We start from the raw sequence: 13,665 nt of genomic DNA on the forward strand, positions 1-13,665 counted from the left end.
TGCGCCCAGAACAACATCGATCACCGACTGACCAAGCCCCGGCATCCTTGGACGAACGGGCAGGTCGAGCGGATGAACCGCACGATCAAGGAAGCAACCGTCAAGCGCTACCACTACGAGACGCACGACGAACTCCGACAGCACCTCGACCAGTTCGTCGCCGCCTACAACTTCGCCCGTCGCCTGAAGACTCTACGCGGCCTCACGCCCTACGAAGCCATCTGCAAAGCCTGGACAGAAGAACCGTCCAGGTTCATCCATGACCCGCACCACCAAACCCCGGGACCAAACATCTAGGCCGCCTCACCCCGGGAGGGGCGCGGGCCTGCCCGGGGCGGCGTCGCGGATAAGGCACCAGCCCGCGTCGCCCCCGGGCGCGCAGCCCGCGTGGAAGCTTTCCCGGCAGGAGCGGTTGCCCCGCGTCTGCCAGCGGGGGGCGGCGAGGCACCGCGCCCAGTTGGCGGCGCTGGCGGCGGGGCCCTCGAGGTAGAGCGTCTCCAGCCAGGCGAGGCCCAGCTCCTCCACCACCGGCAGGATCTCCAGCACCCAGGGCCACTTCGCCGGCAGGGCCGGCCGCGCGACGGCGAGGGCGCCGCGCGAGACAGCGCGGCGGTAGCCCTTCAGGAAGTGCGATTCGAGGCGAACGCCGAGCGCGCCGCCCTGCGTGCCGATCAGGGCCTCCACCACCGTCATGTCGCAGCCGCCGGGCAGGATCATCGCGGTGGGAAAGGCGAGGGCGATGCCGGGGAAGGTGCCGGCGCGGGCGAAGAGGTCGACCTCGAAGAAGTAGCCGAGCACGCGCATGCGGGAGGCGGTGGCTCGGATGCTCGCGGCCTCCCCGCCCGGGGGGATGGCGCGCCAGGCCCGGACCAGGGTCGCCCAGACGGCGGCGGCGCCCGCGTAGGCGGGATCGGAGGCGGCCCAGTGGCGCTCGAGGTCGCGCGGCAGGCCGCGGCCGCCGTCCCGCCGCGCCTGGCCGATCATCCGCGCGATGACCTCCTCCGCGCCCGCCGCCCCCCAGGAGACGACCTGGGCGAGGCGGTGCGGGCGGCCCTCCGCGTCGAGGAGGGCCTGCAGCAGGTAGCCCACGCCCTGCGCCACCAGCCCGCCCTGGCTCTGGCCGGTCAGCACCACCTCGCCGCCCCCGGGCGCGCGGGCGTAGTCGGCGGCGTCGGCGATCATCCGCAGCGCGGCGGTGGAGGTGACCTGCGCCCGGCCGAAGGTCAGGCCCGAGCCCCAGCTCCGGAAGTCGCGGTGCTCGAACACATGGGTGCCGGCGATGGCGTAGATGCGGTGCGGCGCCCGGCCGCCCCCGCCCTCCGCCTCGAAGACCGCGGCGGCGAAGCCGCTGAAGTCGTCGCCGTAGAGCCGCACGAGCCGGTAGCCCGCGAGCTGCGCCGCGCTGGCGGGGTCGAGCACCGGCGGGCCGGCCGGCGCGTCGGAGGCGGGCAGGCGGATGTCGTAGGCGATGTCGGCCGCCAGCACCGTCGCCTCGTCCAGCCGCCAGAGGTCCGGGATGCGGGAGCGGGGGTCGCGCAGCACCTCGGCGGCGCTGCGGCCGGGAAGGTAGAGGGTGGCGGGGTTGCCCTCCGGCAGGCGGATCTCCCCCACGGCGTCGATGTGCAGCTCCAGCCGCAGGCGCCGCCCGCCCTCCTCGATCCGGCTGCGGACGGCGTGGTGGGCCAGGATGTCCCGCGCGAAGGGCAGCAGCCCGGAGAAGGTGAGCTCGAGGGGCCGCGTGGTGCCGGGGGGCGGGGGGAGGGCGGCGTCGCAGCGGGCCTCCGCCCCGGCCACGGCCCGGCCGGGGACGGCGAGGAGGAGGGCAAGGCCGATCAGCAGCGCCGCCAGCCGGCACCGGGCAGGGAATGAGGGCAAGGGCGGCGGCTCCTGGGGGGAAGGATAGCGCGGCTCCGCGCCACTGGCTTCCCCGGCCCGATCCGGCCGCGCGCCCTGGGCCGGGCGGCATGGCTCCGCGGGCGGCGCTGCGCCATCCTGCGGGCCATGGAAAGCCCCGTCCCGCCCGCCCTCCGCTTCCGGCTGCAGCTCGCCGCCCGCGTGGCGGTCATCCTCGGCCTCGCGCTGCTGGGGGGCTGGATCCTGCGGGGGTTCCTCCCGGCCCTCGGCTGGGCGGTGATCCTGGCGGTGGCGACCTGGCCGCTCCTCCGCCGCCTCCGGGCGGGCCGCGCGGCGCCCTCCCGCCTCCTGCTGCCCGCCGGCGCGACGCTGGCGGTGGCGGTCGTCTTCCTCCTGCCCCTCGCCGTCACGGCGGTCGAACTCGGGCACGAGGCGCGGGCGGCGCTGCACTGGGTGGCGCGGGCGCGGGCCGAGGGGGCGGCGGTGCCGGCCTGGGTCTCGTCCCTTCCCCTCCTCGGGCCCGAGGCCTCGGCTTGGTGGACCCAGGCGCTCTCCGCGCCGGACGCGGGGGCGGGGTTCCTGCACCGGCTGAGCGAGGCGGAGCTGATCGGCCTCGGGCGCAGCTTCGGCGGCGCGGTGGCGCGCCGGGCGGTGCTCTTTGCCGTCACGCTGCTGGCGCTGTTCTTCCTCTTTCGGGACGGCGAGGCGCTCGCGGCCCAGGCGCAGCGCGTGGCGGACCGCCTGCTCGGCCCCGGGACGGAGCGGCTCTCGCGCCAGGCCGTCGCCTCGGTCCGGGGGACGGTCAGCGGGCTGGTCTTGGTGGGGCTGGGCGAGGGCCTGCTGCTCGGGATCGCCTACGCCGTCGCCGGGGTGCCGCACCCCGTGATGCTCGGGGCGCTGACGGCGATCGCGGCGATGGTCCCCTTCGCCGCGCCGCTCGTCTTCGGCGCGGCCGCGCTGCTGCTGCTGGCCCAGGGGGCGGCGGGGGCGGCGGTCGGCATCCTCGCCTTCGGAACGGCGGTGCTGTTCCTCGCCGACCACCTCATCCGCCCGGCCCTCATCGGGGGGGCAACGCGCCTGCCCTTCGTGTGGGTTCTGCTCGGCATCCTCGGCGGCGTGGAGGGCTTCGGGCTGCTCGGCCTCTTCCTCGGCCCGGCGGTGATGGCGGTGCTGGTGATGCTCTGGCGCGACGCGGCCGGCGACGGGGCGGCGCCGTGATCGCGGCCCGTTTTGGCAAGCGGCCCCCCGGGAACCCGCCCCTATCCTATGACGTTGTCACCTGCTGATGCCCGGTTAGCTTCAACGGGAGCCGAATCGAACTCCTGCAAAAGAGGCCTGACGGCTGGCGAGGATCATTCCGTGCCCGGATGGAGGCGAGCGAGCCTGGACCTGCTTTCGGCCGCCAGACGCCGCCTTCGACGCTCCGGACGCCGGCCTGCCGAGGGCGGCCCCTCCGCCGTGCCGCCGGCCTCGCCCGACCTTGTCCCGGCCGCCGCGGAGGCCGCGCCCGACGGCACGAAGGCCGCCCGGCTCGCCGCGGTGCTGGCGGGCATGAGCGACGGCGTGATGATGATCGACGCCGACCTCCGCCTGGTGGAGTGGAACGCGCGCTTTCCGGACTACACGGGCATCCCGGCCAACCTGCTCCGCGTCGGCCTGCCGATGGCGGAGATCCTCCGTGCCCAGGCCGAGGCCGGGGAGTTCGGCCCGGGCGACGTGGAGGACGAGGTCGCGCGCCGGCTCGACCGGCTCCGCGCCGGCATCAGCACCGGCACGATCGAGCGGCGCCGCCCGAACGGGCAGGTGATGGAGCTTCGCCGCAACCGCCTGGCCGACGGCGGCTTCGTCACCCTCTACACCGACGTCACCGCGCGCCGGCAGGCGGAGGACCAGCTCCGGCAGGCGCAGAAGATGGAGGCGGTGGGGCACCTCACGGGCGGGGTCGCGCACGACTTCAACAACCTGCTGATGGTCATCCTCGGCAACCTCGACCGCGCCGAGCGCTCCTTGAAGGAGCTCGACCTCGACCGGGCCGGGCGCGGGATCGAGCAGGCGCGGAGCGGGGCGAAGCGCGCGGCCCTCCTCACCCAGCGCCTCCTCACCTTCTCCCGCCGGCAGCAGCGCGAGCCGCAGCCCATCGACCCGAACGCCGTCATCGCGGGGATGGCCGACCTCATCCGCCAGTCCTCGGCGAGCACGCTCGTGGTCGACTTCCACCTCGCCGACTGCCCCTGGTGCGTGCTGGCCGACCAGAACCAGTTCGAGATCGCCCTGCTGAACCTCGTCATCAACGCGCGCGACGCGATGGCCGCGACCGGCGGGCCGGTGACGATCGAGACCGCCCGCGCCACGCGCGGGGAGGAGGGCGTGCCTGACCTGATCCCGGTGCCCGGGCAGGAGTTCATGCGGATCACCGTTCGCGACACCGGCGCCGGCATGTCGCCGGAGGTGGCCGAGCGCGCCTGCGAGCCCTTCTTCACGACCAAGGCGGCGGGCAAGGGAACCGGCCTCGGCCTCTACCAGGTGGTGGACTTCGCGACGAACTCGGGCGGCCATGTCATGATCGACAGCGAGCCCGGCGTCGGGACCGCCGTCACCATCCTCCTGCCCCGCCTCGTGATCGCGGACGCGACGGGCGAAGGGCTCCAGCCCCCCGCGGCGGAGCGCTTTGCGGGGAACGGCGAGATCGTCCTCGTCGTGGAGGACGAGCCGGAGATCCTCTCCTGCACCGCGGAAGGGCTGGAGGCGATGGGCTACCAAGTCCTCCGGGCCCAGGACGCCTCCGCCGCCCTCACCCTCCTCGAGAGGACGCCCGAGGTCGCGCTGCTCTTCACCGACATGGGCCTGTCCGGCATCTCCGGGCAGCAGCTTGCCCAGGAGGCCGCGCGCCGCTGGCCGCACCTGCCGGTCCTCGCCACCTCCGGCAGCCCGTCGGCCCTGCCGGCGGACGGCGCGCCCGCCCTCGCGCTCGCCTGGATCGAGAAGCCCTACGCGGTGCCGCGGCTGGCGCAGGCCATCCGGGCCGCCCTCGACGCCCGGCTCGGGACCCCCGCGGAAGGTTCCCCGGGCGCGGCGGAGGCCCCGGACGCGCCTTGCGAGAAGGGCTGACCGCCCTGGGCAGGGCGCCGGCCGCCCAGCCCTCGACGTTCCATCAGACGCAACAATTCCCGCTTCCTTCCCGTTGGGCATCGGGTGCCGGCGACCGCCGGCCGGGGAGGACGGATGGATCGGCTGGAGAGCTTTGCGCGGGAGGGGCAGGACCCTCTTTCCATGGCGCTGCTCGTGCGGGACGCCGCTTTGGTGGACGCGCTGCAGGCCCGCCTCTCGGCCGCCGGCCTGCTGGACCCGCCGACGGACGGCTTCCTCGGTCCCGTGACCCAGTGGGCGCTGATGGCCTTCTGCGGCCCGCTCGGCATCCCCTTCGAGGGTGCGCTCTCCCCGGCCGCCGCGCGGGCCCTGCTGGCGCCCGGCGCCGCGTGGCCGCTCCGCCCGGGCGACGACCTGGCCGGGCGGGTCGCCGCCGCGATGGAGCGGCGGGGCGACTGGATCTGCCGGCATCCCGAGGGCCTCAACATCGTCTATGTCGAGGGCATGGACCCGGAGGGGGTGAAGCGCCCGCGCCGCCCGGACCACTTCGACGACCTGCGCCTCCTGCTGCGCGTGGCGCCCGGCGGGCGGCCGGAACTGGCCGGCGCCTGGCCCGCCACCACCGGCGGCGGCCGCCCCTCCGTGGAGGAGCCCGCCGAGCCCGCGGGCGCGCCCCGCCTGCGCCTCGGCCAGCACCGTGCCTGGGCGATCGGCCGCACCGCCATCGGGACCGGGCAGGAGCAGGACGCCCTCGTGCAGGTGGCGCCCCTGGCGGTGACGCGCGACGCCAACCGGGACTTCCACCGGGAGGGCGACCCGCTCGACAGCGGCCTTCTCATCATCGACCAGCACGGCGGGATGGACGCGCCGCCGGGGGAGGTGGGGGGCGCCGGCGCGGGGTGCCTGGTCGGCCGCGAGCAGGAGGGCCATCGCGCCTTCATGGCGATGCTGCGCCGCGACCCGCGCTGGCGGGCCAGCAGCGCGCACCGGTTCACGACCTCCGTGCTGGAGGCGAAGGAGCTCGACGGGTGAGGGCGGGGAAGCCTCCGGGGCGGCGGAGGCCCCGGCTCAGTTCGGCGCCTCGGCCACCTCGACCGGCCGGACCTCGACCGGGGCAACCCCCTCGGTCTTCATCCCCAGCCGCTCGGCGAGCCGCGGGCTGAGGTCGATGATCCGGCCGCGGATGAAGGGCCCGCGGTCCTCGACCGTCGCCATGGCGGAGCGCCCGTTGCCGAGATGGGTCACCAGCACCTGGGTGCCGAAGGGCAGGGTGCGGTGCGCGACGGAGATGGAGGCGGGGTCGAAGCGGCGGCCGTTGGCCATCTTCCGCCCCGTGAACTCAGGGCCGTAGTAGGAGGCCTGGCCGAGCTGCTGCTCGCCGGCGGGCCGGAGGCCGCGCTGCTCGAGCAGCGCCATGGCCGGGTCCGCGGGCGGCGGGGGCTCGGGGGCGGGCGGGGCAGCGATCGAGGCGACCGGCCCCTCCTCTCCGGTCGGGGCGCAGCCGATGACCAGGACCGCCAGGCCGAGAGCGGCGACGGCCGGGCCGGCGCGCCGGGCGAGCGCCCTCAATCCTCCAGGCCCCGCGTCGCCGGCCCCGAAGGGCAGGGGGTCACGCGGGCGTGGGGGCGGGGAAGGGCCATCTGCGGCGTCTCCTTGAGGCCCGGCGGCCGTGCCGCCCCGAGGGGCGTGGCCGCGGCGGGCGAAGGGGCCGAAAGCAGGGGGCTTTCAGCAGGGCTGCCTCCGGTCCCGGGGGATGGAGGCGGGAGGTCCGCCGTCGAAACGACCGTCCGGCGAAGCACGAGATCGTGTGGTATGGACTCGCGCCATCCCTGGCAACCGCTGCAAGAGGGTTGCTCGCGGCTTCGTGATTGCTCCAGTTTTCTGTTTAGTAATGGATTTGAAACGACGCCGCGGCGCGGCCGGCCTTAGTGGCGGGCGGCGGTCACCTCGATCTCCACGAGCCAGCCGGGGTTCACGAGCCCGGCCACCTGCATGACGGAGCGCGCGGGCAGGTTGGGCTGGGCGGCCGTGCCGAAGTGCTCGACGTAGGCGGCCATGAAGCCGTCGAAGTCCATGCGGCCGCCCTTGCCGGGGTCGCCGACGAGGAAGACCTGCATCCGCACGACGTCGCCGAGCGAGAGGCCGATCGACTTCAGGGAGGCCTCGATCCGCGACAGCACGCCGGCCGTCTGCGCGCGCGTGTCCCCGAAGCTCGCGAGGCTGTTGCGCGGCGCCGCCGGGTCCGCGACCGGCGGCACCATCCCGCTGACCATCACCGTGGTGGCGCCCGGCGGCACCTCCACGGCCATGGCGATGGGGAAGTTCGAGCCGGGCGTGCGGTGGCGGGTGATCTCCTGGCCCGCCGCCGGCGAGAGGAGGGCGGGGGAGAGGACCGTGGCCAGCAGGCCGGCGGCGAGCAGGGGGACGCGCATGCGGCGTGTGCCTTCTGTTGAACGGGTCAGGGGCGGGCCGCCCGCACCTCCTCGGGGGTCGCGGGATCCTCGGCATAGGCGTTGCCAAGGTTGGTGCGGACCCAGTTCACCACCGCCGCCACCTGCGCGTCGTCGAGCTGCGTGGCGAAGCCGGGCATGCCGTGCCGGCCGTGGAGGACGACGCCGACGGGATAGGCCGTGTGCTCCAGCTTCTCGTTCCCCGCCAGCGCCGGGTAGGCGCCGGCGCCCACGGCCCCGCGCCCGTTGGGCATGTGGCACCCCGCGCAGATCGCGGCGTAGAGGGCCCCGCCGTCGCGCTGGCCGAAGCGCGTGGCCGAGACGAAGCCGTGGCTGTCCGACGTCGCCTCCCCCACCCGCTGCTGCGCCGAGCGCGGCGGGGCGTCGGCCTGGGAAAGCGCGGGAAGCGGGGCGAGCGCGAGGCCCAGGAGGAGAAGGGCGGGGCGCATCACGCGGACACCACGCGGCGGTGCAGGCGCGAGATCGCGTCGAGGGAGGAAAGGATGGCGCCTTCCTGCCAGGCGGGGATGTAGGAGGCGTGCTCGCCCGCGAGGACGATCCGCCCGTCGAGGGCGCAGAGGTTGTCGTAGTGCTCGTCCCGCTTGGCGTCCGTCCAGGCGCCGTTGCAGCCGAGCGCGCCGGGCACGCGGTGCCAGCCGACGGAGACGCCGCCGTCGAACTCGTCCTTGTATTGCGGGTGCAGCGCCGCGCCCCATTCCAGCGCCCGCTTCACGCGCTCCGCCGCCGGCAGGGCCGTGAACTCGTAGGCGTAGGGGCCGAAGGCGTAGGCGCCGAGCAGCACGCCCTTGCCCGGCGTGCCATAGGCCGTGGAGGGGTAGGAGATCATCCGGATCGGCAGGTCCGTGTAGGAGATGCCGCCGTAGATGTGCTCGTCCTGCTCCCAGAAGCGGCGCTTGAACTGCAGCCCGACCTTCACCGAGGCGGCGTAGGGCACCGCGCGGATCGCGGCGGCCATGGGCGCGCCGACGTTCATTTCGATCTGGCTGAGGATGGAGAGCGGGATGGTGCAGACGCACCAGTCCGCCCGCACCTGCTCCGCCCCGCCGGCGCCCTGCGCGTCCCGCAGCGTCACCGTCACGCCGCGGTCGTCCTGGCGGATCTCCGTCACCTTGGCGTTGTAGCGGATCAGCCCGTCCACCTCGCGCGCCATGGCCTTGGCGATCATGTCCATGCCGCCGACGGGCTGGAACATCGTCGTCTGGAACTCGTAGAGCGAGCCGGTGACGAGGTAGGACCAGAGGCGCGAGGAGAGCACGTCCTTGATCGCCACCGGCTCCGACGGCACGGGGCGCGCGGTGAGCCCGCCGCCGGGGTCGCGGTCGAAGCCGCGGCGGTCGGAGGTGAGGACCGACTTCGCGTAGGTCATGTCCGTGTTCAGCGCGCCCCAGGCGCGGAGGGATTCGAGCAGGATCTCCTGGTCCTGCTTGCCCACGGCCTCGTCCAGCTTGCCCTGCTTCGTCGCCTTGGCGAGAAGCTCCGCGATGCCGCCCTGGTAGTCCGCGTTGATCGTGCGGTAGCGCTGCGGCTTGCCGCCGAAGGCGTTCCGGCCGTGCACCATCGCGTTGTGGTTCACCTGCACGAAGGGCTCGAGCGCGACGCCCAGGCGCTTGCAGTAGTCCAGCACGGCGTGGTGGTTGTAGGGGATGCGCCAGGGGCCGGGGTTGAAGTAGAGCCCGTGGTCGAAGCCGACCGTCTGCGTCTCCCCGCCCAGCTCCGTGTAGCGGTCGCCGCCGCGCAGCGACCAGCAGCGGCCGCCGGGGCGGTCCGAGTATTCCAGCACCTGCACGCGGTAGCCGGCCTTGCGCAGCTCCATCGCCGCGACCATGCCGGCCACGCCCGCGCCGAGGACGAGCACGGAAGCGCCGCGCGCGTCTCCCTCGAGCTTCACCGGCCCCGCATAGGCCGATTCCGCGGCGACGCCGAGCGCGGTCATCGCCTGGTACATCGCGGCGCCGCCCGCCACCGCGCCGATCCGCGCGAGCAGGGCCCGGCGGCTCGGGGACTGCTCGGGGCCGGGTTGTTCCGCCATGCCGCTTCCTCCTGAACCGATAGCGCGGAGCAGAACACGCGTTGCGCCAGGCGGCAAGCCGCGCGCCGGGCGGCACCCCGCCGGCCGCCCGGCGGCGGGAAGGGCTTCCCTGGCCGCGCGGAAGGCCCATCATCAGGGGCCGACGCCGCCGCGGAGCCCTCTCCTTGACGATCCCCGTTCTCGATGCCCCCCCGATGGCGCCCGCCCGGTTCCGCGACCCCGCCCGGACGGCGAAGGGGGAGCGGCGCGCGGCGGTGTCCCTCGGCGCGCTGCGGACGCTGTGGTTCAACACCGGCACGCTCTGCAACCTGACCTGCGCGAATTGCTACATCGAGAGCTCGCCCCGCAACGACGCCCTCGTCTACCTCACCGCCGCCGAGGTGGCGGGCTACCTCGACGAGGCCGCGCGCGACCGGCTGCCGGTGGAGGAGATCGGCTTCACCGGCGGCGAGCCCTTCATGAACCCCGACATGCTCGCCATGCTGGAGGACGTGCTGCGCCGAGGCCACCGCGCTCTGGTGCTGACGAACGCCATGCGCCCGATGATGCGCCACCGCGAGCGGCTGGCGGCGCTGAACGCGGCCCATCCGGGCCTTCTCACCGTCCGCGTCAGCCTCGACCACTACGGGCCCGCGCTCCACGACCTCGAGCGCGGCCGGGGCACCTTCGAGATCACGATGCAGGGCATGGCCTGGCTGGCGGAGCGCGGCTTCCGCCTCAACGTCGCGGGCCGCGCGGCCTTCGGGGCCGAGCCGGAGGCGGCGCTGCGGGCGGGCTACGCGCGGTTGTTCGCGGCCCGCGGCCTCCCGCTCGACGCCGCCGATCCGGTGGCGCTGATGCTCTTCCCGGAGATGGACCCCGGGGCCGACGTGCCGGAGATCACCGAGGCCTGCTGGGGCATCCTCGGCAAGTCGCCCGACAGCGTCATGTGCGCCTCCTCCCGCATGGTCGTGAAGCGCCGCGGCGCAGCGGCGCCAGCGGTGCTCGCCTGCACGCTTCTCGCCTACGACCCACAGTTCGAGCTCGGCGCGACGCTGGCCGAGGCGAGCCGGCCGGTGCCGCTGAACCATCCCCATTGCGCGCGCTTCTGCGTGCTGGGCGGCGCGGCGTGCAGCCGGTGAGGGCCCCCCGCCGCGCGCTCCTGCTCGCCGCCCCGGCGCTGGCGCTGGCCACGGGCGCGGGCGCGCAGGGGCGGCCGCTGCGCTTCGCCGTCGGCCCCTTCCAGCCCACGGCCGGCGATACGCGCCGGGCCTACGAGCCCTTCTTCGCCCATCTCGCCGCCGCCGTCGGCCGCCCCTTCGAGCTGACGGTCACCACGGACTGGGCGGGCATCGCCGTCGCGCTGGCCAACGACCAGGTGGACGCCGCCTGGATGGGCCCCTGGGGCTACGTGCTGGCGAAGGACCGCGCGGGGGCGGAGGCGCTGGCGGTCGTGAAGTACCAGGGCCGCCCGACCTACCACGCGATCATCATCGCGCGGCCGGAACTCGCCTTCCCGGACTTCCCGGCCGACGCGCGGGGGCGGTCCATCTCCTTCGCCGACGCCGGCTCCACCTCGGGCTGGCTGATCCCGAGCTACTGGTTCCGCACCCAGGGCATCGATCCCAAGACCTTCTTCCGCTACCGCGACGGCGCCTCGCACCCGGCCAACGTCACGGCGGTGGCGAACGGCCAGGTGGACCTCGCGACCGACTACGACCGCAACCTCGCGGCCATGATCGCGGCCGGGCGCGTGCGCGAGGACCAGGTGCGGGTCGTCTGGCGCTCCGATCCCCTGCCCAACGACGCCCTGGCCGTGCGCCGCGGCCTGGAGGCCCCGGTAAAGCGCGCCCTGCTGGACGCGGCCCTCGCGATCGGCGAGGCGACGGCCGCCCGCGTCATGCCGCCCAACTACACGGGCTGGGAGGCGGCGGGGCCAGAGAGCTACGCGATGATCGAGGCCGCCGGCCGGGCGCTCGGGCGGATCGGCGGGGGGTGAGGCGGCGCTGGGCGGGCGGGCTGGCGCTCGCCGCCTTCCTCGCCTGGTGCACCTGGGTGGTCTCGCCGGACCTGGGGCGGCTGGTCGCGGGGCTGCCGCGGCTGGCGCGCTGGCTCGCGGGCGCCTTCCCGCCGGACTTCTCGGGGCCGGGGGACCTCGCCCGACGCGCCGCGGAGACGGTGGCCATCGCGAGCCTCGGCACCGCGCTCGCCGCCCTCGCCGCGCTGCCGCTGGCGGTGATGGGCGCGCGGCCGGTGGCGCCGGCGCCGGTGCTGTACCACCCCGTGCGCGCGCTGCTGGACACGCTCCGCGGGGTGGACGGCTTCGTCTTCGCGCTCATCCTCGTCGCGGCGGTGGGCCTCGGCCCCTTCGCGGGGATGCTCGGCGTCGCGCTGCACTCCACCGGCTCCATCGCCAAGCTCTGGTCGGAGGCGCTGGAGGCGGCTGACCTCTCGCCCGTCGAGGCCGCCCTCTCGGCCGGGGCCTCCCGCGCCCAGGCCGCGGCCGTGGTGCTGCTGCCGGAGACCCTGCCGCAGACGGCCTCTGCCGTGCTCTATGTCTGGGAATTCAACATCCGCGCTTCCACCGTGCTCGGCGTGGTGGGGGCCGGGGGGCTGGGGCAGGAATTGAAGAACGCGGTGGACCTGCTCGACTTCGCGCGGGTGCTGGCCATCCTCATCATCGTCGTCGCCATGGTCCTGGCGGCGGACCGCCTCTCCGGCGCGCTGCGCCGCGCGCTGCTTTGACGGGCGGGCTGGTGGTGGAGGGGCTGTCGGTCTCGCTCGGCGGGCGCGCGGTGCTCTCGGGCGTCACCCTCGCCGTCGCGCCCGGGGAGGTGCTGGCGATCGAGGGGCCATCGGGCGCGGGCAAGACCACGCTGCTGCGCGCCGCGGCCGGGCTGGTGCCGCACGCGGGCACGGTGAGCGCGGGCGGCGCGCGGCCGGCGCTCGTGTTCCAGCACCACGCGCTGGCGCGGCGGCTGAGCGCGCGGAGCAACGTCCTCGTTGGCGCGCTCGGGCGCACCGGCTTCCTGCGCTCCGCCCTCGGCCTCTGGCCCGCGCGGGAGCTGGCGCTGGCGGCGGAGTGCCTCGGCCGCGTCGGGCTGGCGGGGCTGGCCGAGCGGCGGGCGGACACGCTCTCGGGCGGGCAGCGCCAGCGGGTGGCCATCGCCCGCGCCCTGATGCAGCGGGCGCCGGTCCTCCTCGCGGACGAGCCCGTGGCGAGCCTCGACCCCGCCAACGCCGAGGCGGTGCTGGTGCTCCTGCGGGAGCTCGCGCGGGGCGGGCTCGCGGTGGTGGTCAGCCTGCACCAGCCGGAGCTCGCCCGGCGCCACGCCGACCGGCGCCTGCGGCTGGAGAACGGGAGGGTGGTGGCGTGACGGTGCCGCTCCTGCGCGCGGAAGGGCCGGTGCTCGTCTTCGGCGGCCCCTACTCAAACCGGCAGGCGACGGAGGCGCTGTTCGCCGAGGCGGCGCGGCTCGGCATCCCGCCCGCGCGCGTCGTCTGCACCGGGGACGTGGTGGCCTACGGCGCCGACCCCGGCCCGACGCTGGAGCGGGTGATGGGCAGCGGCTGCGCCGTCATCGCCGGGAACTGCGAGGAGAACCTCTCGGCCGGGCGCGCCGATTGCGGCTGCGGCTTCGAGGAGGGCACGGCCTGCGACCGTCTCTCCCGCGCCTGGTACCCCTACGCCGAGGCGCGCGTCACCGCCGCGCAGCGGGCCTGGATGGCGGCGCTGCAGGCGCGGATGGTGCTGGAGATCGGCGGGCGGCGCCTGGCGGTGATCCACGGCGGCGCCGGCGAGACGGCGCGCTTCCTCTTCCCCTCCGCGCCGGACGCCGCTCTCGCGGAGGAGATCCGGGCCACGGGCTGCGACGGCGTGGTCGCCGGCCACTGCGGCATCCCCTTCGCCCGCCGGGTAGGCGAGGGCCTCTGGGTCAACGCGGGCGCGATCGGCATGCCCGCGGACGACGGGACGCCCCGCGGGTGGTTCGCGCTGCTCCGGCCGCAGGGCGGGACGCTCCGCGTCGAGCTTCGCCCGCTCGACTACGACCACGCGGCCGCGGCCGCCGCCATGCGCGCGGCGGGGCTGCCCGAGGGCTACGCCGCGGCGCTCGGCAGCGGCCTCTGGCCCTCGGCGGACATCCTGCCGGCGGAGGAACGGCGGCGGCGCGGCCAGGCCCTCGCGCCGGTCGCGCTCGACGCGTAGCGCGCGGGCCGGTTGTCCGCGCGGTTCCTCCCGGCCAA

14 protein-coding genes are annotated in these 13,665 nt (G+C 75.4%); 9 read left to right on the forward strand and 5 right to left on the reverse strand.

Features of this window, described 5'->3' with window-relative positions; genetic code table 11:
• Nucleotides 1-297 (forward strand): integrase core domain-containing protein (locus EAH89_RS18405; protein WP_140885178.1); only part of this gene is annotated, 297 nt, incomplete at its 5' end.
• A 6-nt stretch (nt 298-303) separates the two neighbouring features.
• Here the strand turns inward: EAH89_RS18405 and EAH89_RS18410 are convergent.
• Complete coding sequence (locus tag EAH89_RS18410) at nt 304-1,875, reverse strand: hypothetical protein (RefSeq protein ID WP_140885179.1); 1,572 nt, start codon at nt 1,873-1,875, stop codon at nt 304-306.
• Nucleotides 1,876-2,001: 126 nt separating this feature from the next.
• On the opposite strand from EAH89_RS18410, the gene EAH89_RS18415 reads away from it, so the two are divergent.
• The 3 genes from EAH89_RS18415 to EAH89_RS18425 all read left to right on the forward strand — a co-directional run bounded on the left by EAH89_RS18415 (nt 2,002) and on the right by EAH89_RS18425 (nt 5,973).
• The gene (locus EAH89_RS18415) at nt 2,002-3,072 is read left to right on the forward strand and encodes an AI-2E family transporter (RefSeq protein ID WP_140885180.1); all 1,071 of its coding nucleotides are present in this window, start codon (nt 2,002-2,004) and stop codon (nt 3,070-3,072) included.
• 240 nt (nt 3,073-3,312) lie between these two features.
• A complete protein-coding gene (locus tag EAH89_RS18420) occupies nt 3,313-4,962 on the forward strand; it encodes a PAS-domain containing protein (protein ID WP_161993670.1) in 1,650 nt (549 codons plus the stop codon).
• Nucleotides 4,963-5,076: 114 nt separating this feature from the next.
• The gene (locus EAH89_RS18425; RefSeq protein ID WP_140885182.1) at nt 5,077-5,973 is read left to right on the forward strand and encodes a peptidoglycan-binding domain-containing protein; all 897 of its coding nucleotides are present in this window, start codon (nt 5,077-5,079) and stop codon (nt 5,971-5,973) included.
• 36 nt (nt 5,974-6,009) lie between these two features.
• Here the strand turns inward: EAH89_RS18425 and EAH89_RS18430 are convergent, their stop codons facing one another.
• The 4 genes from EAH89_RS18430 to EAH89_RS18445 form a co-directional block, all read right to left on the reverse strand.
• Nucleotides 6,010-6,510 carry a septal ring lytic transglycosylase RlpA family protein gene (locus EAH89_RS18430; protein WP_241667090.1) on the reverse strand — a complete coding sequence of 167 codons (501 nt, stop codon included), beginning with the start codon at nt 6,508-6,510 and terminating at the stop codon, nt 6,010-6,012.
• A 356-nt stretch (nt 6,511-6,866) separates the two neighbouring features.
• Nucleotides 6,867-7,373, reverse strand: a complete 507-nt coding sequence (locus EAH89_RS18435; protein WP_140885183.1) for a RidA family protein — start codon at nt 7,371-7,373, stop codon at nt 6,867-6,869.
• A 26-nt stretch (nt 7,374-7,399) separates the two neighbouring features.
• Nucleotides 7,400-7,840, reverse strand: coding sequence for a c-type cytochrome (locus tag EAH89_RS18440; RefSeq protein WP_140885184.1), 441 nt, complete (start codon nt 7,838-7,840; stop codon nt 7,400-7,402).
• Nucleotides 7,840-9,441, reverse strand: a complete 1,602-nt coding sequence (locus tag EAH89_RS18445; RefSeq protein ID WP_140885185.1) for an NAD(P)/FAD-dependent oxidoreductase — start codon at nt 9,439-9,441, stop codon at nt 7,840-7,842. Before EAH89_RS18445 ends, EAH89_RS18440 begins: the two co-directional genes overlap by 1 nt.
• 164 nt (nt 9,442-9,605) lie before the next feature.
• Between EAH89_RS18445 and EAH89_RS18450 the strand changes: the two genes are divergently transcribed.
• The 5 genes from EAH89_RS18450 to EAH89_RS18470 are packed head-to-tail and all read left to right on the forward strand — an operon-like array spanning nt 9,606 to nt 13,627.
• Entirely contained in the window at nt 9,606-10,562 is a 957-nt protein-coding gene (locus tag EAH89_RS18450; protein ID WP_241667091.1) for a radical SAM protein, read from the forward strand.
• Nucleotides 10,559-11,419 (forward strand): phosphate/phosphite/phosphonate ABC transporter substrate-binding protein, encoded by an 861-nt coding sequence (locus EAH89_RS18455; protein ID WP_206667600.1) that lies wholly within the window; start codon nt 10,559-10,561, stop codon nt 11,417-11,419. The genes EAH89_RS18450 and EAH89_RS18455 overlap by 4 nt, the downstream gene beginning before the upstream one ends.
• Nucleotides 11,416-12,165, forward strand: a complete 750-nt coding sequence (gene phnE / locus EAH89_RS18460) for a phosphonate ABC transporter, permease protein PhnE (RefSeq protein ID WP_140885187.1) — start codon at nt 11,416-11,418, stop codon at nt 12,163-12,165. Before EAH89_RS18455 ends, phnE begins: the two co-directional genes overlap by 4 nt.
• Complete coding sequence (locus EAH89_RS18465) at nt 12,162-12,797, forward strand: phosphonate ABC transporter ATP-binding protein (protein ID WP_161993671.1); 636 nt, start codon at nt 12,162-12,164, stop codon at nt 12,795-12,797. The genes phnE and EAH89_RS18465 overlap by 4 nt, the downstream gene beginning before the upstream one ends.
• Nucleotides 12,794-13,627, forward strand: coding sequence for a metallophosphoesterase family protein (locus tag EAH89_RS18470; RefSeq protein WP_206667601.1), 834 nt, complete (start codon nt 12,794-12,796; stop codon nt 13,625-13,627). Before EAH89_RS18465 ends, EAH89_RS18470 begins: the two co-directional genes overlap by 4 nt.
• The last annotated feature ends 38 nt before the right edge of the window (nt 13,628-13,665 follow it).

The organism is Muricoccus nepalensis (assembly GCF_006438825.1).
GTDB lineage: Bacteria > Pseudomonadota > Alphaproteobacteria > Acetobacterales > Acetobacteraceae > Roseomonas > Roseomonas nepalensis.

What these genes read in the sequence shown, in the direction of transcription:
- EAH89_RS18415 (WP_140885180.1), top strand. Translation starts at nt 2,002, where the DNA reads ATGGAAAGCCCCGTCCCGCCCGCCCTCCGCTTCCGGCTGCAGCTCGCC.
- EAH89_RS18425 (WP_140885182.1), top strand. Translation starts at nt 5,077, where the DNA reads ATGGATCGGCTGGAGAGCTTTGCGCGGGAGGGGCAGGACCCTCTTTCC.
- EAH89_RS18435 (WP_140885183.1), bottom strand. Translation starts at nt 7,373, where the DNA reads ATGCGCGTCCCCCTGCTCGCCGCCGGCCTGCTGGCCACGGTCCTCTCC.
- EAH89_RS18440 (WP_140885184.1), bottom strand. Translation starts at nt 7,840, where the DNA reads ATGCGCCCCGCCCTTCTCCTCCTGGGCCTCGCGCTCGCCCCGCTTCCC.
- EAH89_RS18445 (WP_140885185.1), bottom strand. Translation starts at nt 9,441, where the DNA reads ATGGCGGAACAACCCGGCCCCGAGCAGTCCCCGAGCCGCCGGGCCCTG.